Raw genomic sequence first — 26037 nt, 5'->3', positions numbered from 1 at the left:
GCCCCGCCACAACCCGAAGGCTGCGCCGCCCAGGATCTCCCCCGCGCCCGCGCCCTGCTGGAGACCGCCGGTTGGAGCGACAGCGACGGCGACGGCATCCGCGACCGAAATGGGCAGCCCCTGCGCCTGACCTTCCAAACCTCGGTCAACCCTGTCCGGCAGGATTTCCAGGTGGTGATCCAGGACTGGTGGCGTCAGATCGGCGTCGAAACCCAGCTTCGCGCCATTGAGGCCAGCATCTTTTTCGGCTCCGACCCCGCCAACCCCGACACCTTCCAGAAATTCAACGCCGATGTGCAGATGTTCGCCTCCGCCTTCGACGGCACCGACCCCGGTGCCTTCCTCGCCAACTGGCGTTGCGAAAACATCCCATCCCCCGCCAACAACTGGCAGGGGTCCAACATCGCCCGCATCTGCGACCCCGGCTTCGACGCCCTCTCCAAAGACCTGGCCCGAACCGCCGCGCCGCAGGCCCGCGCGCAACTGGTCCAACAGATGGCGCAACGCCTCACCGACAGCCACGCGCTTGTCCCCCTCGTGCACCGGGGCCGCGTCGCCGCTGCCGCACAAAACCTGCAAGGCCCGGCCCCCAACCCATGGGGCAGCCCCTATTGGAACATCGCCACATGGCACCGCGCGCCCTGACCGCGCTGGCCCGGCGCGGGGCCGGCCTTGGCCTGACCCTGCTGGCGATCGCCCTGGCCATCTTCGCGCTCTTGTCCCTCGCCCCCGGCGACCCGCTGGCACAGATGCCCCACACCCTGCCGCCCGAGGTGCGCACCGCCATGCGCGAGGCCCTTGGGCTGAACGCCCCGTGGCCCGCACGCCTTGCCCTCTGGCTCAAACAGCTGCTGCTCATCGAACCCCTCGCCCTCTGTGACGCGCTGCTCGGCACCACATGGGCCGAAGGCGCCCCCCGCCTGCTCAGCTGGCAAAGCCACAGCCCCGTCATGGGCCTGATTACCGACCGCCTGCCGCAAACCCTGCGCCTCATGGCGCTGGCCTACGCAATTGGCCTCGCCTGCGCCCTGCCGCTGGGTCTCTGGCAAGCCTACACTCATCACAGCCGCGCCGACCATGCCGCCACCGCCCTCACCATGACAGCCTACGCGCTGCCGCCCTTCGTCACCGCCCTGTTGCTGATCTGGCTGTTTTCCATCACCCTCGGCTGGCTGCCCTCGGGCTATGACGCCAGCCACCGGATCACCGATGCCCAAAGCCTCGGCCATGAGGTAAAGCAACTGATCCTGCCGGTCTTGGTCCTGACCTTGCAAATCACCGCGCAGCTCACCCGCCACCTGCGCGCCAGCGCCATCGAGGTTCTGAACGCCGACCATATCCGCACCGCCCGCGCCAAGGTGCTTGGTCCCCGCGCGCTGCTCACGGGGCACGTGATGCGCCACGCGATGCTGCCGGTGGTGACCATCATGGCGCTCGGCCTGCCGCAAATCGTCGGCGGCGCGATCATTACCGAGCAGATATTTGCCATCAACGGCCTGGGCCACCTGCTGATTTCCTCGATCCACGCGGGCGACCTGCCGGTGGTGCAAACCCTCACCCTGCTGATTGCCGTGCTCGTGGTGCTGGCCAATCTCTTGGCCGATGCCGCCTACCGCTGGCTCGACCCGAGGATCGGCGCATGAGCCGCACGCTCTGGATCCTCGGCGTCATCGCCCTTGCCTTGCTCACTGCCCCCCTGCTCTGGCCGTTCGAGGCCACGGCGCCCGATCTCACCCAACGCAACCTCGCCGCCAGCCTAACCCACCCCTTGGGCACCGACAGGCTGGGCCGTGACCGGCTGGCGCGGCTGCTGATGGGCGGGCAGATCTCGGCGCTCACCGGGCTGGCGGGCATGGCCCTCACGGTGCTGCTTGGCACGGCCATCGGTCTTGCCTCCGGGCTCTCCCGCCGCCTCGATCCTTGGCTCATGCGCCTCACCGACCTCTGCCTCGCGCTGCCCATGCTGCCGATGATGCTCCTTATCGTCATGCTTTTCCGCGCGCCGCTCACGGCCAGCCTTGGCGATACCCTTGGCACCTTCACCCTGATCACCACGGTGATCGCACTGACAAGCTGGATGCAAACCGCCCGCCTGATCCGGGCCGAGGTGCTGCGCCTTTCGGGCATGGAATTCACCCAGGCCGCCCGCGCCCTCGGCGCAGGGCCATGGCATCTGGCCATCCGGCACATCCTGCCCAATTGCATGGCCCCGCTCGTCACCTCCGCGACGCTGGCCATGGCCCAAGCGATGATCGCCGAATCCGCGCTCTCTTTCCTCGGGCTTGGCTTTGCCCCGGGAACCCCCAGCCTCGGAGGTCTCTTGCACGAGGCCCTGCCCTACCTTGGCCTTCACCCTGCCCGCGCCCTCGCGCCGGGGCTGATGCTGGCCGTGATCGTGCTGATCGTGACAGGCGCGGGCGAGGCCATCTGCCAAACCCACGATCCAAGGGGGCAAACCGGGCGCGCTCATCGCGAAGACGCCTGTCAGGGCAGATAAGCAAGCGACACGGCGAATAAAAACCACGTCACGCACGGCCCCTCCAAACCGGATCAAACAAATGTCAAATCCGGGCAGCGCGGAACAGCGTCCCGCCATGGGCGGCAAAATGGAACACTATCCCAATCCGACGCACAGGCGCGCATTACATATGCCTTGATTACTGGCCCTCTCCCCGCCACATGGAACAAAATTCCGCATTCGGGAGAAAAACCATGTTCGAATCCCTTGGGTTTGAAACCCTCACCGCCCCGCAGGCCGCCGTATGGTTCGCCTTGGCCATCGGCGCAGCCTTCGGCATCCTGGCCCAGATTACCCGCTTCTGCCTGCGCCGTGCCGTCGTGGGCGAAGATCGCAAGGCCGCCGCGGGCGTTTGGCTCATCGCCCTTGCCGTGGCCGTCCTCGGCACGCAGGCCGCCGTGGCCCAAGGGCTGATCTCCTTTGCCGATCACCGCTTCATGGCCAGCGACCTGCCGGTTCTGGCCATCGCGGCCGGCGGGTTGATGTTCGGCATCGGCATGGTCCTGACGCGCGGCTGCATCTCGCGGCTGACGGTGCTGACCGGCGCGGGCAACCTGCGCGCGGCTCTCGTGCTGATCGTCTTCGCGATCACCGCCCATGCCACCCTCAAGGGCGTACTGGCGCCGGTGCGCACCTCGCTGGGCAGTGTCACCCTGCCGCTCGACTCCGCCGCCCTGCCCGGCAACCCGCTGCTCTGGACGGCCCTGATCGCGGTCGTGGCGCTGTTCTTCGCCCTGCGCTCGGGCAACAAGGCGACGACCCTCGCGCTGGCCGCGCTGATCGGCGCGCTGGTGCCGCTGGCATGGGTCGGGACCGGCTTCGTTCTCTATGATGATTTCGATCCCATCGCGATGCAGTCGCTTTCCTTCACCTCGCCCGCCGCGGATTCGATCTTTTACACCGTGGCCTCCACCGCCGTATCGGCCAACTTCGGCGCGGGCCTTCTGGGCGGCGTCGTGGTGGGCGCGCTGTTCGCGGCGCTGCTCTCGGGTGGCTTCGAATGGCAAAGCTTCGAGTCGCCCCGCCAGACAGGCCGCTACATGACCGGCGCCGTGCTGATGGGCCTGGGGGGTGTTCTGGCCGGTGGCTGCACCGTCGGCGCGGGCCTTGCCGGGGTGCCCACCCTGTCGCTTGCCGCGATCCTCGCGCTGGCCTCGATCATCGCAGGCGGGCTTCTGGCCAACCGCGTTTTGCGCGGCGAAACATCGGCAAACACGCTCCTGCATCCCGCCGAATAACGGCTTTCATGTAAAACCTGTACATGCACCAAGCCAAACCCCCGGAGATTTGTACAAAACTCCGGGGGTTTCTGTACAATCTGTACATCCCTTTCCGCCCTTGCGTTGCCCGGGCAAACAACTAGGATGTGGCGCGCATTTCAAAGGGACGCTTCCATGACAGCTTATGAATACCGCGTGATTCCCGCCCCCGCCAAGGGCCGCAAGGCCCAGGGCGTCAAAGGGGCCGACGCGCGATTTGCCCATGCCCTGCAAGAGGCGATGAACGAACAGGCCGCCCACGGCTGGGAGTATCAACGCTCCGATATCCTGCCTTCGGAGGAACGGCAGGGCCTGACCTCTTCACACACGGTTTACCGCAGCGTCCTTGTCTTCCGCCGCCCCGCCACCGATATCGCCCCACAGGCCGATCCGGCCATCGACGAGGCGGATGAACCGGAAAATAACACAGAAGAACCAAAAGCTTACGAGAGCGAAAGCGCCCCCGAAGCCGAAGAGGGCACGCCGCCCGAGCGTCCATAGAACCGCACCGGCGGGCCTCCGCGCATCTTCTGAATTTTTCCGATTTTGCCCCTTCAATTCGCCCCGTTTTGGCCTAAAATCAGCGCTCCGAGTCGAAAGGTAGCCCCATGTCCAAGTCAGATCCCTTCGGTTTCGACATGTCCGTGTCTTCCGCGAAGAAGAAAAATCCACGCGGTCGCCGCGGCATGTCCGGTGCCTCCGAAACCTCCACCCGCATCTGCGAACACGAGGGCTGCAACAAACCGGGCCTGTACCGCGCCCCCAAAGCCCCCGACGTTTTGGACGAATACTACTGGTTCTGCAAAGAGCACGTGCGCGAATACAATTTGAAATGGAACTTCTTCCACGGCACCACCGAGGCCGAGATGAACGCGCAGATGTCCGAGGATAAGGTCTGGGAAAGACAGACAAAATCCTTCTCCGACCCCGAGGCACGGGCCTGGGCGCGGCTGGGAATCGAAGACCCGCACCAGGTTCTGGGCGAAAACGCCACCAAGAACCCCGGCAAGAAACAGGGCGGCGGGCGCAAGCTGCCCCCGACAGAGCGCAAGGCGATTGATATCCTCGAAGCCGAAGACAGCTGGACCAAGGTTGAAATCCGCAAGGCTTACAAGAAGCTCATCAAGGTTCTTCACCCCGACATCAACGGCGGTGACCGAAGCCAGGAAGAACAACTGCAACAGGTCGTCTGGGCCTGGGACCAGATCAAGGATAGCCGCTACTTCAAGTAAGCCACTGATTTTCCGACAAAAAACCGCCCCGCGCAGCGATCTGCCGGGGCGGTTCCGTGTTCAGGCTCCTGAATTGGCCCTCGCGGCTGCACCCGTCAGGCCGGCTTGAACACAAGGCTTACACCGTTCAGACAATGCCGTTTGCCGGTGGGTTGCGGGCCATCGTTGAAAATATGGCCCAAATGGCTTCCGCAGCGGCGGCAATGACATTCGGTGCGCGGATAGATCAGCTTGAAATCCCGCTTCGTCCCGATCGCATCGGGCAAGGATTTCCAGAAGCTGGGCCAGCCGGTCTCGCTGTCGTACTTGTGTTCACTGGAATAAACCGCCAGATCACAGCCCCGGCAGTGATAAACGCCATCCGAATATTGCTTGTCCAATGGCGACGAGAACGCCGGTTCCGTCGCCTCCTCGCGCATCACCTTGTATTCCAGATCACTCAGCATGGCCTTCCATTCGGCTTCCGTGCGGGTGACTTCGAAATCCCCGCTGGCCGCCACACCACGCCCGGCCAGGGTGAGCGCCCCCCCGGCACCTAGGGCAAGGGCAAAAAAGCGACGACGGTTCATAACGGTCCTCCTCGTGATAAAGCTGTTTGGAATCTGGGCTGTGCAGAGCCGCAACACAATGCACGGCTCCACACAAGTTGGTGAAGGTTACGACTGCGGCGGCAGGATCACACGGTCCACCACGTGGATCACACCGTTCGACTGGTCGACATCGGCGATGGTCACGTTGATCATGCGGCCGCGTTCGTCTTCCAGCATGATCTTGTCGCCGCTGTAGGTCGCCTGCAAGGTGCAGGAGCCCAGCGTCGGCACCGGATGCACCCCGCCGTCATCATCGACCATCCCCTTGATCGCCATCGACATCGCCTCGGTGCCGACAACGTGACACTTGAGGATATTGGCCAGTTGCGCCTTGGCCTCTGGCTGCAACAGGGCCTCGACGGTGCCCTCCTTCAACATGCCAAAGGCATCGTCGGTCGGGGCAAAAACGGTGAACGGCCCCTCGGAATTCAGAACCTCGACCAGCCCCGCGGCCTTGACCGCGGCCACCAGCGTTTCGTGATCCGCCGAATTCACGGCGTTCTCAACAATCGTCTTGTCGGCATACATCGGCGCGCCACCCACCATGGGGTTCTCGGCATTTGCAGCAACGGCACCAAGACCCAGTGCCAGTGCGGTCGCGGTGAAAAATCCTGTCTTGAACATCTTTCAATCTCCTCTGTCAGACCCCGGGCTGAACTGCCCGAAGCCGACGAAGGCACGCAAGCGGCGTTGAAAGAGTTTCAGAACATGCAATCACGTGTTCGTGATCGGCCCCACGGCCAGCACATCACCCGTCGGCGCGCCGGTCGGCGAGCCCCCCGATGGCTCGTCCGAGATCGCCAGAACGCCGCCGTCAAGCTGCGCGCGCAACTCGGCGGGAATGTCCAGGGCGGCCTGCGCCTCGCCCGGCAGAACGCCCAAGGACACCGGCGCATTCTCTCCGGCGATCAGCCAAAGCTCCAGGGCGCGGCCCTCCCGGGCGGCCCCGGCACGGCGATCCACGAACAATGCGCCCGCCTCCGCATCATATGCTGCAGCCACCACAAGGCTGCCATCCTCGGCGGCAACCTCGGCCACATAGGCCGGATCGGCGGGGGCCTGCGGCCCGCGCGGCAGTAGGTCCGCCCCGAAGATCAGGCCAAGCACCAAGGCCGCCACGGCCAAGCCGCCCAAAAGCGCGCCAATCCAGCCCGCCCTACCGCGTGGCTTGCCGAACAGGGCCGCCTCGACCTCGCCCTGCAAACGCGGCGGCGGGGCGACCGGGTCAATGCGGTCGGTCAGGGCCGCCAAATCCTCGCACCACTCGGCGTAAAGTGCCCGCAAATCAGGCTCGTTCACCAGACGCGCTTCGAAATCCGCCGCCGCCTCGGCAGAGAGCAGACCAAGGGCATATTCCCCGGCCAAGGCCTTATCGGCATCGCGTTCTGGCAACTCACCGCTCATCGCGAGAGACACTCCTTCAATTTCAACAGGCTGCGCCGCAGCCATGTTCGCATCGTGTTCAGCGGCACCTCGAACCGTGCCGCAAGATCGGCGTAGGTCTCGCCGTCAAGATAGGCACCGCGCACGGCCTGCGCATGGCCCTCATCCAGTTCATCGAAGCAGGCACTCAACCGCTCCGCTTCCGAGGCCGCGACCGCCTGCGCCTCGGGCCCCGGGCCGGGATCGGGCCGCGCCTCGGCCTGTTCCATCGACACAGCCGGCGCCCGCCGCTTGCGCAACCGATCCACCGCCGCGTTGCGCGCAATGGTAATCAGCCACGTCATCGGGCTTAAGCCATTGGCTTGATAACGCCCGGCGTTATGCCAAATCTTAACATAAACGTCGTGCAAGACCTCTTCGGCTTCGGCCCGATTGTCCAAGACACGCAGGCAGATGCCAAAAAGTTTCGCAGATGTCGCAGAATAAAGCGCGCCGAAAGCGCGCTTGTCGCCCAGCGTACAAGCCGCCAACAAAGTCTCGATTTCGTCGCGTGTCGCCATATGCTTCGATACCCCTCGTCTGGAGATACTAGACTAGTTTGCGATGAGTCCAATGCAAAAGTCCCCCTTTCCCTTGCCCTTCCACGCGATATGTTGCACCACGTGAGCCAACAAGAATGACCCGTGAAGTGAAGGACTGCGCCCATGGCCGACGGCAGCATCGACATGAACGCGAAACCGACCGAGGAAATCTCGGTCCGTGACGTGTTCGGAATTGATTCAGATATGGTGGTCAAAGGCTTTGCCGACCGCACCGACCGCGTGCCGGAGCTTGACAGCACCTATAAATTCGACCCCGACACGACCCTGGCCATCCTCGCGGGCTTTTCGCATAACCGCCGGGTGATGATCCAAGGCTATCACGGCACCGGCAAATCCACCCATATCGAACAGGTGGCAAGCCGACTCAACTGGCCCTGCGTGCGCGTCAACCTCGATAGCCACATCAGCCGGATCGACCTCATTGGCAAGGACGCCATCAAACTGCGCGACGGTGTGCAGGTGACCGAGTTCCACGAAGGCATCCTGCCCTGGGCGCTGCGCAACCCCACCGCCATCGTCTTCGACGAGTACGACGCGGGCCGCGCCGACGTGATGTTCGTGATCCAGCGGGTGCTGGAAGCAGACGGCAAACTGACGCTTCTGGACCAGAACGAGGTGATCACGCCCAACCCCTTCTTCCGGCTTTTTGCCACGGCAAATACGGTGGGTCTGGGCGATACCACGGGGCTTTATCACGGCACCCAGCAGATCAACCAGGGCCAGATGGACCGCTGGAGCCTTGTGGCCACGCTGAACTATCTCAGCCATGACGCCGAAACCAATATCGTGATCGCCAAGAACCCGGTCTACAACACCGCCGAGGGGCGCAAGATCGTCAGCCAGATGGTCACCGTCGCCGACCTGTCGCGCACCGCATTCATGAACGGCGAATTGTCGACGGTCATGAGCCCGCGGACGGTGATCGCCTGGGCGCAGAACGCCACCATCTTCCGCGATGTGGGCTATGCCTTCCGGCTGTCGTTCCTCAACAAATGCGACGAGCTTGAACGCCAGACCGTGGCCGAGTTCTACCAGCGCTGCTTTGACGAGGAACTGCCCGAAAGCGCGGCCAGCATGAGCCTGGGGTGACGGGGAGTGACCTGAATGTCTGCGCCTTCGGCGCAGACCGGGGGAGCGCGCTGTCGCGCGCCGCAAGGGGCTTTGCCCCTTCGTTGAAAATGAAATTTTCAACGTACCCCAGGATATTTGAGGCCAGAAGAAACGCAGGGTCTGAGACAGGAGGCCGGTGATGGTTCAAAACAATGACAATCCCGCGGATCCCTTCAAGAAGGCCCTGGCGGAGGCCACCAAGGTCATGGCCGATGATCCCGATCTCTCGGTCAGTTATTCCATCGACCCGGCCGGTTTGTCGGGCGAGTCCATGCGCCTGCCGCAAATCAGCCGCCGGATGACCCGTGACGAGGTCTTGCAGGCGCGCGGCACCGCCGATGCGCTGGCCCTCAAGCACAAGTACCACGATGGCGGGCTGCATGCCCGCTATGCCCCGGCGGGCGAGATGGCGCGGGAATTGTATGAAGCGATGGAGACCGCCCGCTGCGAAGCAATCGGTGCGCGCGACATGCCCGGCACCGCCGGCAATATCGACGCCAAGATCGGCGCCGAGGCACAGCGCATGGGCTTTGATCAGATCACCGACCGCGCCGATGCGCCGCTTGCCACCGCCGCCGGATACCTTGTGCGGCACATGGCGACGGGGCGGGACCTGCCCGAAGGGGCGCAAAACGTCATGGAGCTGTGGCGCGATTTCATCGAGGCCGAGGCCGGTGGCACCCTGGAAGGTCTGGAAGACACCCTTGCCGATCAGGCAGACTTTGCCCGCTTTGCCCGCAAGATCATCGAGGATCTGGGCTATGGCGATCAACTGGGCGATGATCCCGACGCGCCCGAGGACGACGCCGAGGACGAGGCCGAGGAAAGCCAGGAGGACGAAGAACAGCCCGACAGCAGTGGCGAGGACGACAGCGACGATTCGGACGCCGATGCCGAGGCCGAGCGCAGCCAGGAAGAACAGCAAGACGCGAGCGAAGCCCAGGTCCAGATGGACGATATGGCCGACGAGGACATGGGCGAGGAAACCGAGCTACCCGAAGGCGAAGCCCCGATGGAGCCCCCCGCCCCGCAGCCGATTTCCGAGGCCGATCCCGATTACGAGGTCTATTCCGCCGATTTCGACGAGGAAATTCACGCCGAAGACTTGGCCGAGCCGGTAGAACTCGAACGCCTGCGCGCCTATCTCGATCAACAGTTGGAGCCCTTGAAAGGCGCGGTCAGTCGTTTGGCCAACAAGCTGCAACGCCGCCTTCAGGCACAGCAGAACCGCTCGTGGGAGTTTGACAAGGAAGAGGGCGTTCTGGATGCGGGCCGGTTGGCGCGTGTCGTCGCCAACCCCACCACGCCGCTGAGTTTCAAGGTCGAGAAAGACACCGAGTTCCGCGATACCGTGGTGACCCTGCTGCTGGATAATTCCGGGTCCATGCGCGGGCGGCCGATTTCCATCGCCGCGATCTGCGCCGATGTTCTGGCCCGCACGCTGGAACGCTGTAGCGTGAAGGTCGAGGTTCTGGGCTTTACCACCCGTGCCTGGAAAGGCGGCCAAAGCCGCGAGGCATGGCTGAACGAAGGCCGCCCGCAACTGCCCGGTCGCCTGAATGACCTGCGCCACATCATCTATAAATCCGCCGATGCACCGATGCGGCGGACCCGCTCGAACCTCGGGTTGATGATGAAGGAAGGCTTGCTCAAGGAAAACATCGACGGCGAGGCGCTGGAATGGGCGCACAAGCGTCTGGTCAACCGCCGCGAGGCGCGCAAGATCCTGATGGTGATCTCGGATGGTGCGCCCGTGGATGACAGCACCCTGTCGGTGAACCCCGCCAATTACCTGGAAAAACACCTGCGCGATGTGATCGACATGGTCGAACGCCGCAAACAGGTGGAGCTTCTGGCCATCGGCATCGGCCATGACGTCACCCGCTACTACGACCGCGCGGTGACGATTACAGATGTCGACCAACTGGCCGGGGCGATGACCGAACAACTGGCGGCCCTGTTTGACAGCGATCCGCGCGCAAGGGCGCGGATCATGGGGATCAAACGGGCCAGTTGATGCACCGTCGCTCCTAGCCTTGCGAGCGCCTTGGCTTGGCATTGCCTGCCTTGTCAATTTTCCTCGCCGCCGCGCGGGCCCGGTTTTTCTTGCTGTTGGGCTTGCCCTTCGGGGGCGGTGGCCCCTTGCGCTTGCCCTCCGGTCCCGATGGCTTGCCCTTGGGCTTTGCACGATCCGGTTTGGCGCTCTCGCCCGATTTGTGCTCGGCGCTTTTCACCCCATGCTTCTTTTTGCTGTAGGTCGCATGGACCTCCGGATCGCGCTCCTCGGCGGGTTTCTTACGCTTGGGCGGCGCGTCTTTTGACGCCCCATGCCTTGGCTTGCGGCGCGGCTCCGGCGCCTCGCCCCCATCTTTCGGTTTTCGCTCATACTTGGGCGCAGGCCCGGATTTGCCCGGGCGGAAAGCGGGCAGGTCCGGAGCCTTATCCAAACGCTGAAGCTGTTTTTGGCCTTCGATCACCATGCCCTCGCCAATCGCGGCCAAGAACCCCGGAACACTTGCCTCGCGAATCTCGATATAGGATTCGTCGTCACCGATGCGGATCGCCCCGATATCCTCTTTCGAAAGTCCCCCGGCCTTGCAGATCATCGGCAAGAGATGCCGGGGCGAGGCCGCCTGATTGCGCCCTTCGGACAGAGAGAACCAAACGCTCGGGCCAAAGGCCGCGCGCGGTTTCTTCTGCTCGGGTTTCCCGGCAGCGACAGTGCCCAATTCTTCCGGCGCGGAATGGCGCAGCTTGTATTGCCTGAGGTAAGCCGCCGCGATTTGCGCGGGCGTGAAGCGTTGAACCAATTGCTCAACCGCCGCGCGCTCGCCTTCCGTGATTTCGGCTTGCCAATCGTCGCTTTGCAACATCCGCTGCTGATCGCGCGCCTCGATATCCTCGGCCGAAGGGGCCGCCCCCCACTCTGCCGTCAGCTTGGCAAATTTCAGGATACGCTCGGCCTTCTTGCGCGCCGAAGGCACCACCACCAGGGCACTCACCCCCTTGCGCCCAGCCCGGCCGGTCCGGCCCGAGCGGTGCAAAAGGGTTTCATGGCTGCTGGGCAATTCGGCATGCACCACAAGTTCCAGCTTGGGCAGGTCGATGCCGCGGGCGGCCACATCGGTGGCCACGCAGACCCGCGCGCGCCCATCCCGCATGGCCTGCAAAGCGTTGGAGCGTTCGCCCTGCGTCAACTCCCCCGACAGGGCCACGACCGAGAACCCCCGGTTCGACAGCCGCGTGGTCAACCGCGCCACCATGGCGCGCGTGTTGCAGAACACGATGGCATTGGGTGCCTCGTAATAGCGCAAGACATTGATCACCGCCTTCTCGGCGTCATGCGGTGCCACGGTCAGCGCTCGGTACTCGATATCGGCATGCTGCGTCTTTTCGCCCACCGTCGAAATCCGCTCTGCCTCGCGCTGATAGCTTTTGGCGAGCTTGGCAATGGCATTGGGCACCGTGGCCGAAAACAACAGCGTCTGGCGTGTGGCCGGGGTTTCTTCGAGGATAAACTCCAGATCCTCGCGAAACCCGAGGTCCAGCATCTCGTCGGCTTCATCCAGAACCACCGCCCGCACCTCGGTCAGGTCGATGGCCCCGCGCATGATATGATCCCGCAGCCGCCCCGGCGTGGCGACCACGATATGCGCCCCGCGCGCCAGCGCCTGGCGCTCGTCGCGGATATTCATTCCCCCGACACAGGAGGCCAGAACCGCCCCCGCCTTGGCATAAAGCCAGCCAAGCTCGCGCTTGACCTGCATGGCCAACTCGCGCGTCGGTGCAATAACCAGGCCCAGGGGCGCGCCCGCCGTGCCAAAACGCTCCGCGTCGTCCAACAGGGTCGGCGCAATCGCCAGACCAAAGGCAATGGTCTTGCCCGATCCGGTCTGCGCCGAAACCAAAAGGTCCCGCCCGTCGAGTTCCGGTTTCGTCACGGCCTGCTGCACAGGGGTCAAGACGTCATAACCCTTTTGGGCCAGCGCCTCTGCAATGGTGTTTTTCAATGGTCTGGGTCTTTTGTTGAGGAAAGATGAACCGCCTGCGGAAACGCCACGCGGAAGCGTCGCGCATACCGGGTTGCGCGGCCTTTGTATAGGGACTTGCACGCCTTTTCTTCCAAAGGCGGCATTCGGTCCCTTGCAGGGGGTGAAGCCTGCGACATCGCCGCCCCGTGGTTGGGCGATTGATCTTCCGCGCCCCAGCCTTTAGCACTGTCTGACCCGCGCAGTTGCAGGAGAGCGTTGATGTTCCAATCCTTCGATGAAACCGCCCACCCCGGCCAAGGCCCCGGCCGCCTTGCCGCGCTGCGCGATGTCATGACCGCCGAAGGCATCACCGGTTTCATGGTGCCCCGCGCCGATGCCCACCAAGGCGAATACGTCGCCCCGCGCGACGACCGTCTGGCGTGGCTTACCGGTTTTACCGGCTCGGCCGGATTCTGCATCGTGCTGCCGCATGTGGCAGGCGTCTTTGTCGATGGTCGCTATCGGGTGCAGGTGAAATCGCAGGTCGTCACCGATCACTTCACCCCCGTCGACTGGCCCGAAACCTCGCCCCCCGCATGGCTGCGCGAACAGCTGCCCGACGGCGGCACCGTCGCGTTTGATCCGTGGCTCTATACACCCGACCAGATCGCGGCCATTGAAAAGGGCCTCAAGGACAGCGCCATCACCCTGCGCCCCTCCGACAACCTTGTCGATGCTATCTGGCCCGACCAGCCTGCACCGCCCATGGGCGCAATCCGCATCTACCCCGAGGATCTGGCCGGGGAACCCCACCAAAACAAGCGCCGCCGCCTCGCCGCCGCCCTGCGCAACGCGGGCCATGCCGCCGCCGTCCTCACCCTGCCCGATTCCATCGCCTGGCTTTTGAACATTCGCGGCAGCGACATCCCCCGCAACCCGATCCCCCATGCCTTCGCCATCCTGCACGACGACACGCATCTCACGCTTTTCGTCGAGGGCGAGAAACTCTCGGACGACATCCGCGACCATCTGGGCGAAGAGGTCACGATCCGCCCGCCCAACGCCTTCGGCCCCGGTTTGCGCAGCCTGACAGGCACAGTGCGCGTCGATCATTCCAGCGCGCCCTTGTGGGTACTCCAGCAACTGGACGAGGCGGGCGTCGCCCACGCCAAGGGCGATGACCCCTGCGTGCTGCCCAAGGCCTGCAAAACCACGGCCGAGATCGCCGCCACCCGCGAGGCGCACCTGCGCGACGCCGCCGCCATGTGCGAGTTCCTCACATGGTACGACGATCAGGCCCCCGGCACGATCACCGAAATCGACGTCGCCACCAAGCTCGAGGAAAGCCGCCAAGCCACCGGAAAACTCTTGGACATCAGCTTTGACACCATCGCGGGTTCCGGCCCCAACGGCGCGCTGGCCCATTACCGCGTCAACCGCGAAAGCAACCGCACCTTGCAAGCCGGTGATCTCCTGGTACTCGACAGCGGCGGCCAATACCTTGACGGCACCACCGACATCACCCGCACCCTGCCCATGGGCGATGTGGGTCAGGATGAACGCACCGCCTTCACCCGCGTCCTCCAAGGCATGATCGCGATGAGCCGGGTGCGCTGGCCCCGTGGCCTTGCGGGCCGCGATCTTGACGCCATCGCCCGTTATCCCCTGTGGCTGGCCGATCAGGACTACGGCCATGGCACGGGCCACGGCATCGGCGTGCATCTTTGCGTGCACGAAGGCCCTCAGCGCCTGTCCAAGGCCAGCGAGGTGCCGCTTCAGGAAGGCATGATCCTCTCGAACGAGCCGGGCTATTACCGCGAAGGCGCCTTCGGCATCCGCATCGAAAACATCGTCGTGGTGCAGAAGGCCGAACCGCTTGCCACCGGCGACGCCCGGGGCAAGCTTTGCTTTGAAACCCTCAACTTCGTGCCCATCGACCGCCGCCTGATCGTCCCCGAAATGCTCAGCCAAGGGGAACGTGACTGGCTCAACGCCTACCACGCCACCTGCCGCGACAAAATCAGTCCTCGGATCACAGGCCCGGCTCGTCTATGGTTGGCCGAAGCGACCAAGCCGCTGTGACACACGGGTGTAACAATTCCCCGGCACAGCACAGCAAGACACCCGAAATGACGCAAAAGGAAACAGCATGACCGATATCAGAATACGGAAAGCCGAAGGCACTTGGGTTGTCCGCGCAGGCGGCGCTGTTCTTGCCGAATCCAAGAATGCCCTGGAACTCGTCGAAAACGGCTACCCGGATGTCATCTACTTCCCGCAAGACGATATCGCCATGGCATTTCTCGACGACAGCGATCACCGCACCACCTGCCCCCACAAGGGCGAGGCGCGGTATTACTCCATCGTGACCAAAAGCCAAACCCTCGAAAACGCCGCCTGGAGCTATGACGCCCCCAAAGAAGCCGCCGCCCGCATCAAGGGCCACCTGGCGTTTTACCCAAGTGATTTGCTGGCGGTCGAGCGGCTCTGACCATCTTGGGTGCGCAGCCCCTGCGCACCATTTCGGCTAGCCGCGCGGGGGAACGGCGGCTTTGCGCAGATAGTGGGGTTTGGAAAGCTTTGGGCGTTTCCGGACAGCTGCCTTTCGTCTAGTGTGCAGCGAATGACGGGTTTGATCCTGTTGGACATTCGATCGCGAAGGTCCAGCGCGGAATCAAGGCCGCAGGCCGCCGCGCATCGCCGGGCTGACACCCGACATTCCTTTCCGGAAACCAAACCTTGCGTTTCTCACCGTACGCCCTGTTTATTCGCCGGGGTGCGGGGAAAAATACCGACGCGCTGCAGACAGGGTTTTTTCCGGTTAACCCAAGGGCTTAGCCCCGATTTGGGGCCTCAACTATGCTCTTCCGCCGACACCGCCGCCAAGGCCCGGTTGTAGGCCTTCAAAGCATCCACATGAAACAGCGCCCCCTGCAGCTCCGGCGGCTGCCCTTCCCCGCGCAGCACGACCACCGGGATAAAGGGCACGGCCGAGCGATCAAACAGTGGCATCGCCGCCTCCAGCGTGGCGTTCATGCCGATATAAACGCCATCCTCGATCATCTGCCAACAGGCCTCCTCACTGGCCCCGCGGGGGTGATCAGGCGGGCGCATCAAGGGCTCCACCCGGAACATCGCCAACAAATAGGCCTGCGGCCCGGCGGCCAATCGCGTCCCCCGCCGCTCCAACTGTGTCAGGAAAAACGAGCGTTTCACCAGTTTCGCCCCCAATGCCGTGGACATCGACACCGCCACCATCACCGCCAATCCGGTCTGCCAGTCGCCTGTCAATTCGAACACGATCAAAGTCGTCGAAATCGGCGCGCCCAGCACGGCGGCGGCCACGGCCCCCATGCCCGCCAGCGCATAAAGCGTGGGCTTGCCCGACACCTCGGGAAACAGCCCCGTCGCGATCAGCCCAAAGGCCAACCCGGTCAAGGCCCCCACCATCAATGACGGCGAAAAAACACCTCCGCCCATGCGCCCGCCGATGGTGATCGCCACCGCGGCCACTTTTAACGCTGCAAAAACAAAGGCTTCGTGCAAAACCAATTGCCCGGTCAGCGCCGCCGAGGTGGTTTCGTACCCCACCCCGATAATATGCGGAAAGCCAATCGCCAAAACGCCCAGCATGGCCCCGGCCACCATCGGCCGCAGCCACCGGGGCAGCTTGCTACGCTTTTGCAGGTAGCTGGCCATATCCTCGGCGAAAAGGATCGAATGCATCAGCACCGTGGCCACCACCCCGCAAATCAGTCCCAGCAACAGGAAGGCAGGCAGTTCCACGTAGAACTCCAAGGCGCTCGTGGTGGGCAGGGCAAACTCCGTGATATCCCCGAATTCCAAGCGGTTGATGATCGTGCCTGCCACGCTGGCAATCACGATGGGCGCAAAGGCATGCAGCGCGAAATGCCGCAAAACCACTTCCAGCGCGAACAAGGCCCCGGCAATCGGCGCATTGAAACTGGCCGATACGGCGGCGGCCACCGCGCAGCCCAGCAAATCGCGCCCGGTGATCCCGTCGGCATTGATCCGGTCACTCACCCAGCTTGAGATCACGCCGGCCATATGCACCACCGGCCCCTCCCGCCCCGAGGAGCCACCGGTGCCAAGCGTGATCATCGACGCCAGGGCCGAGGCGATCCCCTCGCGTGTCTCGACCCGGCCATCGTTCAGCGCCGCGCCCTCGATCACGTCCGAGACCGACCGCACCCGCGCATCATCGGTCAGGTGGTGCAGGATCAATCCCACCACCAAACCACCGACAATCGGCACCGCCAAAACCCAGTACCACGGCAGGGTTTCGGCCACCGAATGAACCCGCGCCATATCCGCAGTACCGTAGACAAGGCCCTGCAAGGCCATGATTCCCTTGCGGAAAAACAGGGCGGCAAAACCCGCGGCAATACCGATCAAAAGCGCGATGAACCAAAACTGTATCTGGCTCGGCCCCCGGTCCAGCATGACAGACCAGCCATTGCGCAGTGCCGCAATTGCCGCCCGCGCCTTTTGCTTGAGGATGGATTGTTCCCCGTCCGTCATTGCCCTTGCACCAACCTCGCGGCCCTTTTCACGCCCGCCCCCTTGCCCTACCTTGCGCCGAAATCGTTAAGAGGGGCAAGGCCATGCAGACATCCGACGCATTCACCGAAATTTCCCACCTTCTAGGGGACCGACTCACGCAGTCCAAGTCCGATCTCGATCTGCATGGTCGCAGTGAAAGCCATTTTGCCGCCATGCCGCCCGAGGCCGTCGCCTATCCTGAAAATACGCAGGAAGTGGTGCAAATCATGCGCATCTGTGCCGCCCATGGCTGCCCGGTGGTGGGGTTTGGCACCGGCACCTCGCTGGAAGGTCAGGCACAGGCCCCGCATGGCGGGCTTTGCGTGGATTTTTCCCGTATGAACAAGGTGCTATCCGTGCACCCCGAAGATATGGACGTCACCCTGCAACCCGGTGTCACGCGCGAAGACCTCAATACCGAGTTGCGCGCCACCGGCCTGTTCTTCCCGGTCGATCCCGGCGCCAATGCCTCGCTTGGCGGCATGGCCTCTACCCGCGCCAGCGGCACCACCGCCGTGCGTTACGGCACCATGCGCGACAATGTTCTGGGGCTTGAGGTGGTCACCGCCAGCGGCGAAGTAATCCGCACCGGCACGCGCGCGCGCAAATCCTCTTCGGGCTATGACCTCACGGGGCTGTTCGTCGGCGCCGAAGGCACCCTTGGCCTGATCACCGAACTGACCCTCCGCCTGCACGGTCAGCCCGAGGCCATCTCAAGCGCGGTCTGTGCCTTCCCGGATGTGGGCAGCGCCGTGGCCTGCGTCATCGATACCATCCAGATGGGCCTGCCCATGGCCCGGATCGAGTTGATGGACCCGGCCAGCGTCGCCGCCGTCAATGCCTATGCCGATATGGCATTGCCTGAAACAACGCATCTTTTGCTGGAATTCCATGGCTCGGAATCGGGCGTCACTGAGCAGGCCGAAACCTTCGGCGAGATCGCCACCGAACACGGCGCGACGGGCTTTGACTGGGCCACCCGCGCCGAGGATCGCACCCGCCTCTGGACCATGCGGCACAACGCCTATCACGCCATCCTCGCCAGCCGCCCGGGCAGCCGCGCGGTGGTCACCGACCTCTGCGTGCCGATCTCGAAACTGGCCCAGGCAATCGAGGAAACCCAGGCCGACCTGACCGAGGCCGCCCTGCCCGGCCCCATCCTCGGGCACGTGGGTGACGGCAATTTTCACGCCATCCTGATGTTCGACGAGGGCGACGAGGCCGCCACCGAAAAGGCCAAGGATGTGCACCACCGCATGGTCAAACGCGCCCTCGCCCTTGGCGGCACGGCCACCGGCGAACATGGCGTCGGCATCGGCAAACGCCCCTATATGACCGAGGAACACGGCAGCGCCTGGAGCGTGATGGGCGATATAAAACAGGCGCTGGACCCGCAAAACATCCTCAACCCCGGAAAACTGGTGCCGCCACGGAATTGACGTCATCACACCGGCGGGGCGCTCCGGCGACTGCGCGGCACGGGCCCCCGCCAGAACATCACAAGGTTGCCCATAAGCGCCACCGCCACCCCCAACCCGGCCAAGGGCGTCCACTCGAACCCCTCCAGAACGGTCGACACGGCCATGGCCACCACGGGAAACAAGACCGTGGCATACCCCGCCTTGGCCGACCCGATCCGCCAAACCAGCACCAGATAGGTTGTGAACCCGATGACCGAGGCGAAAACCGCCAGATACACCAGACCCACCCAATAATCCGCCCCCTGCGGGGCAACCAGACCTTGCCCCTTCACGGCCAGCATGACCAACAGGGCCAAGGCACCAAGGACCAACCCCCATGCATTGGCCAAAAGCGGCGGCACGCCGCTGCTGCTGTTCACCCGCGACGCCATGTTCCCCCAAGAAAAGATGATCGCCCCAAACAAGGCCCAACCGATGCCTTGCAGGGTCTCGACCTCGCGCGCCACGGCCAAATCCTGCCAGAACATCAGGCTGACCCCCACGCCCCCTAGAATTCCCGCAACCGCAACCTGTGCCGTGATCCGCTCACCAAAGAAAATCCGCGCGTTCACGGCATTGAAGATCGACACCAGCGAGAAAATCACCGCCACCATCCCCGAGGGTATCAGCGCCGCGGCATGGTAGAACGCCACGAAGTTGAAACTGAACAAGCACAGCGCCTGCACGACCACGAAACGCCAGCGCGCGGGGCGTTGCAACCGGCCCGTCACCGCCAAACCCGCCAACAGGATCACGGCGGCAAGCGCCATGCGATAGAACACCGACACCTCCAGGGGCACCGGCCCGATCTGTAACTTGATCGCGTACCAACTCGTCCCCCAGATCAGGACTGTCACGATGAATAAGGCGGATGTGGGCAAGGCATCTTCTCCAAGTAGGTCAGTTCCCCTACGCCCAATCGCGACATAAGGATTGCACGATCTTGCGGTGAAATGCGCCCCGGCCTTTTGCAGCGGCTTCAGACAGGCTAAATTCGACACATGCAACAGCGCGTCCCGGATTTCCTTGCCCAAGCCCCCGATGCCCGGGCCGTGGCCAGCCTCGATTTGGGGCGTGGCTTCAAGGTGGCGATCTGGGAAAACAGCAGCGGCCATATCACCTATGACGGGCCACAGGGCCACACCTTCAGCCTTTATTTGCAAGGGGGAAAGGGCACCACGCGGCTGGATGCCGGAGCGATTGCCGGGTTTCCCGGTGCGATCTGCGTGATGCCCGAAGGCCACCACTCGGAATGGCAGATCACCGCACCTTTCCGCTTCGTGCACCTCTACGCCCCTGACGATCACTTGCGCGCAGGCTTTGCCCGGATGACGGAACGCGACGCCCGCCGCCTCTCGGTTCAAGAGGCCACTTTCGTCACCTCGCCCAAGCTGGCCGCGCCGCTGATACAAATGGCGCAAGCCGCCAATACAGGGGATTTCCTCTTGGGCGACAGCGCGCTGATTGACCTGCTGGACCAATTGCCGGACGACACGCGCCCATTGCACGGCGGTCTGTCCCCCCGCGCCCTGCGCCAATGCGACGAATGGATCGCCGCCCATATTGATCAAACCATCCGACTGGCCGATCTGGCCCGCGTTGCAGGCCTGTCCGAGTTTCATTTTCACCGGATGTTTCGCAAAACGCGCGGGGTATCCCCGCATAAATGGATCATGTCGCGCCGTGTCGATCATGCCAAGGCGCGGCTCACCGGCGCCGACAGCCTTTGCCAGATTGCACAGGACTGCGGGTTTTCCTGTCAAAGCCATCTGTCACGGGTGTTTCGCGCCGAAACCGGGCTTACCCCCGGCAGGTTCCGCAGGCTCGCAGCCCTCTAACCCATCAAGGCCAGCGCCGCCGCGCGGGCCTCTTGCGTGATGGTATCGCCCGACAGCATCCGCGCGATTTCATCCACCCTGTCACTGTCCGGCAAGGGTGTGACGGTGGAAAGAGTCTGCTCCTCCACCACTTTCTTTTCCACCCGCCAGTGATGCGCGCCTTGGGCGGCCACCTGCGGCGAATGCGTCACCACCAGAACCTGCCCGCCTTCGGCCAGTTGTTTGAGTCTGCGGCCCACGGCATCCGCCGTGGCCCCGCCGACGCCGCGGTCGATCTCGTCAAAGATCATGGTCAGCCCACTATCGGTACCCGTCAGGCACACCTTCAAGGCCAGCAAGAACCGGCTCAACTCCCCGCCCGAGGCGATCTTGTTCAGCGGCCCCGCCGGGGCGCCGGGGTTGGTGGCCACGGTAAAGGTCACCGCATCGCGACCTTCCGACCCCGGGTCGCCCGCCTCGATCACCGTGGAAAATACCGCGCGCTCCATCTTGAGGGGCGCAAGCTCGGCCATCACGGCCTTGTCCAAAGCCCCTGCCGCCTTGGCGCGGGCTTTGCTCAACGCCCCGGCAGCGGTGTCATACTCTTCCTCGGCGCTGCGCAGCGCGTCTTCCAGCGTCTTGAGGTCGGCATCGCCCTGATCCAGTGCCGCCAGTTTCCCACGCAAGCCTTCGGCAAACTCGCCCAGATCATCCGGCGCCACCCCATGCTTGCGCGCCATGGCCCGAATGGCAAAAAGGCGTTCCTCGCATTCTTCCAGTTCCAGCGGGTTGAACGTCAGCCCATCAAGGCAACGGGTCACCCCCTGCGCGGCCTCGTCCAGTTCCACCATGGCCCGGCCAATCGCGGCAATCGGCTCGTCCAACTGGCCATCGGCGCGGTCGGCCACCCCGTCCAGCCAGCGCAGGGCATCGCCTGCAGCCCCTTCGGCCCCGTCAAGGCCAAGCGCCGCTTGGGCGCGGGTGATATCCTCGCGGATTTTCTCGGCCTGCTGCATCAACCGGCGGCGGGCATCCAGCGCCTCGTCCTCGCCCGGTTGCGGGTCAAGCGTGTCCAACTCCCCCACCGCATGGCGCAGGAATTCCTCTTCGGCGCGCACCTCCTCAAGCGCCGCCTGCGCCGCCTCCAAGGCCTTGCGCGCCTCGGCCATGGCCCGCCACGCGCCTTTCACCTTCTTGCGCTTGGGCTCCAACGCACCATAGGCATCCAGCAAATCACGATGGCCACGCGGGTTCAAAAGCCCCCGGTCGTCGTGCTGGCCATGCAATTCCACAAGCGTATCCGACAATTGCCGCAAGACGTCGCCCGAACACCGCCGGTCATTGACCCAAGCGGTCTTGCGCCCGTCGCGCGTGTTGACCCGCCGCAGGATCAACTCCTCCCCCGCAGGCAGGCCCGCTTCCTCAAGAACCGCCCGCGCCGGGTGCCCATCGGGCAGGTCGAACTCGGCCACCACTTCGCCCTGATCGGCCCCTTGGCGCACCAGTTCCGCGCGCCCGCGCCAGCCCAGAACAAAGCCAAGACTATCCAGCAAGATGGATTTGCCCGCGCCGGTTTCCCCGGTCAGCACGTTCAGCCCCGGCTGAAAGCCCAGCTCGAGGTGATCAATGATCAGAATATCCCGAATATCCAGCGCACGCAGCATCAATGAAACCCGTAAGGCGGGGCCGCGCCCCGCCCTGCCCTTACAGCCAACGGCCCTGAATCATCTGGCGGTATACTTGCCGCAACCAGTTGTCGCCCGCAGCCTCCAGCGTCAGGCCCTGGCCGGTCAGCATCTTGTAGCTGTCCTCGTACCACTCGGTGCCGCGGAAGTTATGGCCAAGGATCGCCCCTGCCGTCCGTGCCTCATCGGTCAGCCCCAGCGACAGGTAAGCTTCGACCAGGCGATGCAGGGCTTCGGCGGTATGAGTCGTGGTCTGGAAATCCTCGACCACCACCCGGAACCGGTTGATCGCGGCGGTAAAGTGATCGCGCTTGAGGTAATAGCGCCCGATCTCCATTTCCTTGGCCGCCAGGTGGTTGAAGGCCAAGTCGAACTTCAGGATGGAAGACCGCGCATATTCGCTGTCGGGGTAGGTCTCGATCACCTTGCGCAGCGATTGCAGCGCCTGGAAGGTCAGCCCCTGATCGCGGCCCACCTCGTCGATCTGGTCATAGTAACTCAGCGCGAGAAGATACTGCGCATAGGCGGCGTCTTCATCGGTCGGATAGAAATCAATGAACCGCTGCGCGGCGGCGCGGCTGTTCTCGTAATCCTTGTCCTGATGATAGGAATAGGCCTGCATGATCAAGGCCCGCTTGGCCCATTCCGAATAGGGGTAAAGGCGCTCGACCTCGCCAAAGACCTGCGCCGCCAGATCCGGATCGTTCCGCGCCAGATCGTATTCACCACGCTCGAAAATCTGCTTGGCGGTGAAGTTCTCGTAATCGATTTCACCCCGTTCGACCCGGCCATCCTGACCACTGCACGCGGACAGGGCCAGACCCACAGCAACCACACAAAACAGTTTCGCCCGGGACCTGCGCAACGTCATGCTTGAATCCACCTTCTTTTCGACATGCCAAGGGCCAAGACCCTCCGGCTTGGATTGCTCCTAGCACATAAATTTCCGGTGCAAAATGACTTTGCGCGATTCATCGCGCGGTCAGGCGACTTCGGGAATCTCGCCCCAGTGAACGCCCGCGCCGGGAAGGCGTTGCGCCATCGTCGGATCACAATCCACCCACTCGTAATTCGCCGTATCGGCAAACACGGCATGTAGCAGGTCATTGGTCAGGGCATGGCCCGCGCGCATCCCTTGATAGTGCCCCATGATCGGCGCTCCCGCCAAGGCCAGGTCGCCAAGCGCATCCAGCATCTTGTGGCGCACCGCCTCGTCCGCATGGCGCAGGCCACCGGGGCTCAACACCTTTTCGCCATCGACAACCACGGCATTTTCCAACGTGCCCCCAAGGGCCAGGCCGTTGGCGCGCATGGTGTCCACATCTGCCTTGCGACAGAAGGTCCGGCTTGTGCTCAACTCGCGCACGAAACTGCCGTTCGACATGTTCAGGGTCTTTTTCTGAATGCCGATCGCGGCATCCTCGAATTCGATCCCGAACTCGATCAAAAGCGTTTCATGCGGCGTCAACCGCGCCCAGGCCTCACCGCGGGTCACCGATACGGGGCGCAGAATGCGCAGGGCCTTGACCGGGCGATTCAGCGGTTGAATGCCGGTCGACAGGATGCCGCGCACGAACGCATCCGAACTGCCATCAAGAATCGGAACTTCGGGGCCATCGACTTCGACAAGGGCATTGTGAATGCCACAGCCCATCAAGGCCGCCATGACATGCTCAACCGTCGAAACAGAAACACCGTCGGCATTTTCCAGACGCGTGCAAAGCGGCGATTGATGCACCACGTCGAAACGCGCCGGCAGATACGCGTCATGCTCGGTCACATCCACGCGGCGGAAAACGATCCCGTGATCGATTCCAGTCGGACGAATCGTCAGACGCGCCGGAAGGCCGCTATGAAGCCCCACGCCCTGAAACGACACCGATGACAGAATGCTGGTTTGCACGGTTCGACCTCAAAGTTTTTTGTCCTTCAGCCCGCAAAACTGTTACACGGCTGTGCGATGCTCGCGGCTGTTCAAGGTTAGCAAATGGTTTAGTGGTCTGGGTGGCTCGGCTCAACTCAATCTTTGCAACGATATGAAACATGGCCCCGCACCATGGCGGCGATTTTCCGCCGAGCGTGAAACAAACCTCCCTAACCCCCTGTTATTTCAACAAAAAAGGCCGCCCGAAGGCGGCCTTGAATGACTGTTGAAAGCACGCGTTAATTTGCCTGACGACGCAGGAACGCGGGGATTTCAATCTGTTCGTCCTCTTCGTCCTGCGCCGATTGCTGCGGCTGCGGGGCCTGCATGGTCGGCTGTTGACGGCTCGGGCGCGGCGCGGCCTCGGCCTCGTGGCCATGGCCTGTCATCCGGTTGATCAGGGAATTGATGCCGAAACGCGACTTGTCCTGCGCCTGATGATGACGGGCCTGTTCAACCGGGGCGGGCTGCGGCGCGGCGGACGGGCGCTGGCCCGGGGCCTTGCTGACCGCGTGCTGCAAGCGTGCCATCGCCTCGGGCGACGGCGTGCCCGGTGCCGGTGCTTTCGGCGCGACAAAGGCGTCAAGCTGCGCATCGTCCTCATCGGCCTGTGCCGCGGGGGCGAATTCTTCAACGCGCGGCGTATAGGCGGGCGGCGGCAAATCGTCTTGTGCCTCCTCCACCGGGGCCTCTTCAAAGATGTCTTCCATCTGGTCCTCGGCGGCGGCGCGCTGTGCATCCAGATCGTTGAACATGCTGGGCTGGTCTTCGGTGCTGCGCGCGGCCACGGGGGCCGGGGCCGCCTGTTCAACCGGGGCTTCTTCCTGCACTTCGGCAGGCTTCAGAGGTTCGGCAAGGCTGCGGCGCGGCACCGGGATGTCGTGGCTGACATCGCTGGCGTCGATACCGGTGGCGACAACGCTCACGCGCATCGTTCCGTCCATCGAGGTATCAAGGGTCGAACCGACGATGATATTGGCATCGGCATCCACTTCCTCGCGGATACGGTTGGCCGCCTCGTCCAGTTCAAACAGCGTCAGGTCATGCCCACCGGTGATGTTGATCAACACACCCTTGGCACCTTTCAGGCTGATTTCATCCAGAAGCGGGTTGGCAATGGCCTTCTCGGCGGCCTGCACGGCCCGATCCTCGCCCGCGTCTTCGCCTGTTCCCATCATCGCCTTGCCCATCTCGTCCATCACGGCGCGCACATCGGCGAAATCAAGGTTGATCAGGCCCGGACGCACCATCAGGTCCGTGACGCCCTTAACCCCTTGATACAGCACGTCGTCGGCCATGCTGAAGGCTTCGGTGAAGGTGGTCTTTTCATTGGCCAGACGGAACAGGTTCTGGTTGGGAATGATGATCAGGGTATCGACCATCTTTTGCAGTGTATCCACACCGTCCTCGGCCTGGCGCATGCGCTTGCCGCCTTCGAATTGGAACGGCTTGGTCACGACACCCACAGTCAGAACACCCAGTTCACGCGCGGCCTGTGCGATGATCGGCGCGGCGCCTGTCCCGGTGCCGCCGCCCATGCCAGCGGTGATAAAGCACATATGCGCCCCCGCCAGATGGTCGACGATCTGTTCGATGCTTTCCTCGGCGGCAGCCGCGCCAATGGTGGCCTTGGCCCCTGCCCCCAGACCTTCCGTCACTTTCACGCCCAGTTGCACGCGATGCTCCGCGTTGCTCTGGGAAAGGGCCTGTGCGTCCGTGTTTGCCACGACGAAATCAACACCTTCGAGGTTCTTCTCGATCATGTTGTTGACGGCATTGCCGCCTGCGCCGCCCACACCGAAAACGGTGATCCGGGGCTTGAGTTCGTCATGTCCGGGCATCGTGAGGTTCAATGTCATTGCTCTGTCCGCCTGCTGTTGTGCCTGTTTCGCCTGTTGTCCCGACAGGCCGTAAAATCCGCGT

At 63.5% G+C, this 26037-nt stretch carries 23 protein-coding genes; 12 read left to right on the top strand and 11 right to left on the bottom strand.

What is annotated here, in order from left to right; all coding sequences use genetic code 11:
• From RBB32_RS10505 to RBB32_RS10480, 6 genes are all read left to right on the top strand, one after another.
• The coding region (locus RBB32_RS10505; RefSeq protein WP_306152659.1) for an ABC transporter substrate-binding protein at positions 1 to 645 on the top strand (645 nt) is incomplete at its 5' end.
• Positions 627 to 1643 (top strand): ABC transporter permease, encoded by a 1017-nt coding sequence (locus RBB32_RS10500; protein WP_306152658.1) that lies wholly within the window; start codon positions 627 to 629, stop codon positions 1641 to 1643. The genes RBB32_RS10505 and RBB32_RS10500, both read left to right, overlap by 19 nt.
• Positions 1640 to 2497 carry an ABC transporter permease gene (locus RBB32_RS10495; RefSeq protein WP_306152657.1) on the top strand — a complete coding sequence of 286 codons (858 nt, stop codon included), beginning with the start codon at positions 1640 to 1642 and terminating at the stop codon, positions 2495 to 2497. Before RBB32_RS10500 ends, RBB32_RS10495 begins: the two co-directional genes overlap by 4 nt.
• A 215-nt stretch (positions 2498 to 2712) precedes the next feature.
• Complete coding sequence (locus RBB32_RS10490) at positions 2713 to 3756, top strand: YeeE/YedE family protein (RefSeq protein ID WP_306152656.1); 1044 nt, start codon at positions 2713 to 2715, stop codon at positions 3754 to 3756.
• Positions 3757 to 3912: 156 nt separating this feature from the next.
• A complete protein-coding gene (locus RBB32_RS10485; RefSeq protein WP_306152655.1) occupies positions 3913 to 4278 on the top strand; it encodes a DUF4177 domain-containing protein in 366 nt (121 codons plus the stop codon).
• 107 nt (positions 4279 to 4385) lie between these two features.
• Positions 4386 to 5009: a DnaJ domain-containing protein gene (locus RBB32_RS10480; protein ID WP_306152654.1), complete on the top strand. Its 624-nt coding sequence runs from the start codon at positions 4386 to 4388 to the stop codon at positions 5007 to 5009.
• 95 nt (positions 5010 to 5104) lie between these two features.
• On the opposite strand, the gene msrB is transcribed toward RBB32_RS10480, so the two are convergent.
• The 4 genes from msrB to RBB32_RS10460 all read right to left on the bottom strand — a co-directional run bounded on the left by msrB (position 5105) and on the right by RBB32_RS10460 (position 7542).
• A complete protein-coding gene (gene msrB, locus RBB32_RS10475) occupies positions 5105 to 5578 on the bottom strand; it encodes a peptide-methionine (R)-S-oxide reductase MsrB (protein WP_306152653.1) in 474 nt (157 codons plus the stop codon).
• An 87-nt stretch (positions 5579 to 5665) separates the two neighbouring features.
• Entirely contained in the window at positions 5666 to 6223 is a 558-nt protein-coding gene (locus RBB32_RS10470; protein WP_306152652.1) for a fasciclin domain-containing protein, read from the bottom strand.
• Between the two features lie 90 nt (positions 6224 to 6313).
• Positions 6314 to 7003: an anti-sigma factor domain-containing protein gene (locus RBB32_RS10465; protein WP_306152651.1), complete on the bottom strand. Its 690-nt coding sequence runs from the start codon at positions 7001 to 7003 to the stop codon at positions 6314 to 6316.
• Positions 7000 to 7542, bottom strand: coding sequence for a sigma-70 family RNA polymerase sigma factor (locus RBB32_RS10460; RefSeq protein ID WP_306152650.1), 543 nt, complete (start codon positions 7540 to 7542; stop codon positions 7000 to 7002). Before RBB32_RS10460 ends, RBB32_RS10465 begins: the two co-directional genes overlap by 4 nt.
• Before the next feature lie 144 nt (positions 7543 to 7686).
• On the opposite strand from RBB32_RS10460, the gene cobS reads away from it, so the two are divergent.
• The gene (gene cobS / locus RBB32_RS10455; protein WP_306152649.1) at positions 7687 to 8673 is read left to right on the top strand and encodes a cobaltochelatase subunit CobS; all 987 of its coding nucleotides are present in this window, start codon (positions 7687 to 7689) and stop codon (positions 8671 to 8673) included.
• 160 nt (positions 8674 to 8833) lie between these two features.
• Entirely contained in the window at positions 8834 to 10711 is a 1878-nt protein-coding gene (gene cobT / locus RBB32_RS10450) for a cobaltochelatase subunit CobT (protein ID WP_306152648.1), read from the top strand.
• Positions 10712 to 10724: 13 nt separating this feature from the next.
• Here the strand turns inward: cobT and RBB32_RS10445 are convergent, their stop codons facing one another.
• Positions 10725 to 12704 (bottom strand): DEAD/DEAH box helicase, encoded by a 1980-nt coding sequence (locus RBB32_RS10445; protein ID WP_306152647.1) that lies wholly within the window; start codon positions 12702 to 12704, stop codon positions 10725 to 10727.
• A gap of 240 nt (positions 12705 to 12944) precedes the next feature.
• On the opposite strand from RBB32_RS10445, the gene RBB32_RS10440 reads away from it, so the two are divergent.
• Both RBB32_RS10440 and RBB32_RS10435 read left to right on the top strand, forming a co-directional pair.
• Positions 12945 to 14747, top strand: coding sequence for an aminopeptidase P family protein (locus RBB32_RS10440; RefSeq protein WP_306152646.1), 1803 nt, complete (start codon positions 12945 to 12947; stop codon positions 14745 to 14747).
• A gap of 67 nt (positions 14748 to 14814) precedes the next feature.
• Positions 14815 to 15156, top strand: a complete 342-nt coding sequence (locus RBB32_RS10435; RefSeq protein WP_306152645.1) for a DUF427 domain-containing protein — start codon at positions 14815 to 14817, stop codon at positions 15154 to 15156.
• 362 nt (positions 15157 to 15518) lie between these two features.
• On the opposite strand, the gene RBB32_RS10430 is transcribed toward RBB32_RS10435, so the two are convergent.
• A complete protein-coding gene (locus RBB32_RS10430) occupies positions 15519 to 17207 on the bottom strand; it encodes a chloride channel protein (protein ID WP_306152644.1) in 1689 nt (562 codons plus the stop codon).
• Positions 17208 to 17290: 83 nt separating this feature from the next.
• Between RBB32_RS10430 and RBB32_RS10425 the strand changes: the two genes are divergently transcribed.
• Positions 17291 to 18667, top strand: coding sequence for an FAD-binding oxidoreductase (locus tag RBB32_RS10425; RefSeq protein WP_306152643.1), 1377 nt, complete (start codon positions 17291 to 17293; stop codon positions 18665 to 18667).
• 5 nt (positions 18668 to 18672) lie between these two features.
• Here the strand turns inward: RBB32_RS10425 and RBB32_RS10420 are convergent, their stop codons facing one another.
• Positions 18673 to 19545 (bottom strand): DMT family transporter, encoded by an 873-nt coding sequence (locus RBB32_RS10420; RefSeq protein WP_306152642.1) that lies wholly within the window; start codon positions 19543 to 19545, stop codon positions 18673 to 18675.
• A 144-nt stretch (positions 19546 to 19689) separates the two neighbouring features.
• Here RBB32_RS10420 and RBB32_RS10415 point away from each other — a divergent pair, with 144 nt between their 5' ends.
• Entirely contained in the window at positions 19690 to 20526 is an 837-nt protein-coding gene (locus RBB32_RS10415) for an AraC family transcriptional regulator (RefSeq protein WP_306152641.1), read from the top strand.
• Here the strand turns inward: RBB32_RS10415 and recN are convergent.
• The 4 genes from recN to ftsZ form a co-directional block, all read right to left on the bottom strand.
• Positions 20523 to 22169, bottom strand: a complete 1647-nt coding sequence (recN, locus tag RBB32_RS10410) for a DNA repair protein RecN (RefSeq protein ID WP_306152640.1) — start codon at positions 22167 to 22169, stop codon at positions 20523 to 20525. The two genes, RBB32_RS10415 and recN, sit on opposite strands and share 4 nt — an antisense overlap.
• Before the next feature lie 40 nt (positions 22170 to 22209).
• Positions 22210 to 23061, bottom strand: a complete 852-nt coding sequence (locus RBB32_RS10405; RefSeq protein WP_306152639.1) for an outer membrane protein assembly factor BamD — start codon at positions 23059 to 23061, stop codon at positions 22210 to 22212.
• 111 nt (positions 23062 to 23172) lie between these two features.
• The gene (gene lpxC / locus RBB32_RS10400; RefSeq protein WP_306152638.1) at positions 23173 to 24093 is read right to left on the bottom strand and encodes a UDP-3-O-acyl-N-acetylglucosamine deacetylase; all 921 of its coding nucleotides are present in this window, start codon (positions 24091 to 24093) and stop codon (positions 23173 to 23175) included.
• A gap of 260 nt (positions 24094 to 24353) precedes the next feature.
• Entirely contained in the window at positions 24354 to 25973 is a 1620-nt protein-coding gene (gene ftsZ / locus RBB32_RS10395; RefSeq protein ID WP_306152637.1) for a cell division protein FtsZ, read from the bottom strand.
• Between the last annotated feature and the right edge of the window lie 64 nt (positions 25974 to 26037).

This window comes from Roseovarius sp. MMSF_3281 (assembly GCF_030733685.1).
GTDB lineage: Bacteria > Pseudomonadota > Alphaproteobacteria > Rhodobacterales > Rhodobacteraceae > Roseovarius.
This window is presented reverse-complemented; position numbering and strand designations above follow the sequence as displayed.

Coding starts and splice junctions, on each gene's coding strand:
- RBB32_RS10440 (WP_306152646.1), top strand. CDS start 12,945: ATGTTCCAATCCTTCGATGAAACCGCCCACCCCGGCCAAGGCCCCGGC.
- RBB32_RS10490 (WP_306152656.1), top strand. CDS start 2,713: ATGTTCGAATCCCTTGGGTTTGAAACCCTCACCGCCCCGCAGGCCGCC.
- RBB32_RS10435 (WP_306152645.1), top strand. CDS start 14,815: ATGACCGATATCAGAATACGGAAAGCCGAAGGCACTTGGGTTGTCCGC.
- recN (WP_306152640.1), bottom strand. CDS start 22,169: ATGCTGCGTGCGCTGGATATTCGGGATATTCTGATCATTGATCACCTC.
- RBB32_RS10415 (WP_306152641.1), top strand. CDS start 19,690: ATGCAACAGCGCGTCCCGGATTTCCTTGCCCAAGCCCCCGATGCCCGG.
- ftsZ (WP_306152637.1), bottom strand. CDS start 25,973: ATGACATTGAACCTCACGATGCCCGGACATGACGAACTCAAGCCCCGG.
- cobT (WP_306152648.1), top strand. CDS start 8,834: ATGGTTCAAAACAATGACAATCCCGCGGATCCCTTCAAGAAGGCCCTG.
- RBB32_RS10430 (WP_306152644.1), bottom strand. CDS start 17,207: ATGACGGACGGGGAACAATCCATCCTCAAGCAAAAGGCGCGGGCGGCA.
- RBB32_RS10405 (WP_306152639.1), bottom strand. CDS start 23,061: ATGACGTTGCGCAGGTCCCGGGCGAAACTGTTTTGTGTGGTTGCTGTG.
- RBB32_RS10460 (WP_306152650.1), bottom strand. CDS start 7,542: ATGGCGACACGCGACGAAATCGAGACTTTGTTGGCGGCTTGTACGCTG.
- RBB32_RS10485 (WP_306152655.1), top strand. CDS start 3,913: ATGACAGCTTATGAATACCGCGTGATTCCCGCCCCCGCCAAGGGCCGC.
- RBB32_RS10465 (WP_306152651.1), bottom strand. CDS start 7,003: ATGAGCGGTGAGTTGCCAGAACGCGATGCCGATAAGGCCTTGGCCGGG.
- RBB32_RS10480 (WP_306152654.1), top strand. CDS start 4,386: ATGTCCAAGTCAGATCCCTTCGGTTTCGACATGTCCGTGTCTTCCGCG.
- RBB32_RS10500 (WP_306152658.1), top strand. CDS start 627: ATGGCACCGCGCGCCCTGACCGCGCTGGCCCGGCGCGGGGCCGGCCTT.
- RBB32_RS10495 (WP_306152657.1), top strand. CDS start 1,640: ATGAGCCGCACGCTCTGGATCCTCGGCGTCATCGCCCTTGCCTTGCTC.
- RBB32_RS10470 (WP_306152652.1), bottom strand. CDS start 6,223: ATGTTCAAGACAGGATTTTTCACCGCGACCGCACTGGCACTGGGTCTT.
- cobS (WP_306152649.1), top strand. CDS start 7,687: ATGGCCGACGGCAGCATCGACATGAACGCGAAACCGACCGAGGAAATC.
- msrB (WP_306152653.1), bottom strand. CDS start 5,578: ATGAACCGTCGTCGCTTTTTTGCCCTTGCCCTAGGTGCCGGGGGGGCG.
- RBB32_RS10425 (WP_306152643.1), top strand. CDS start 17,291: ATGCAGACATCCGACGCATTCACCGAAATTTCCCACCTTCTAGGGGAC.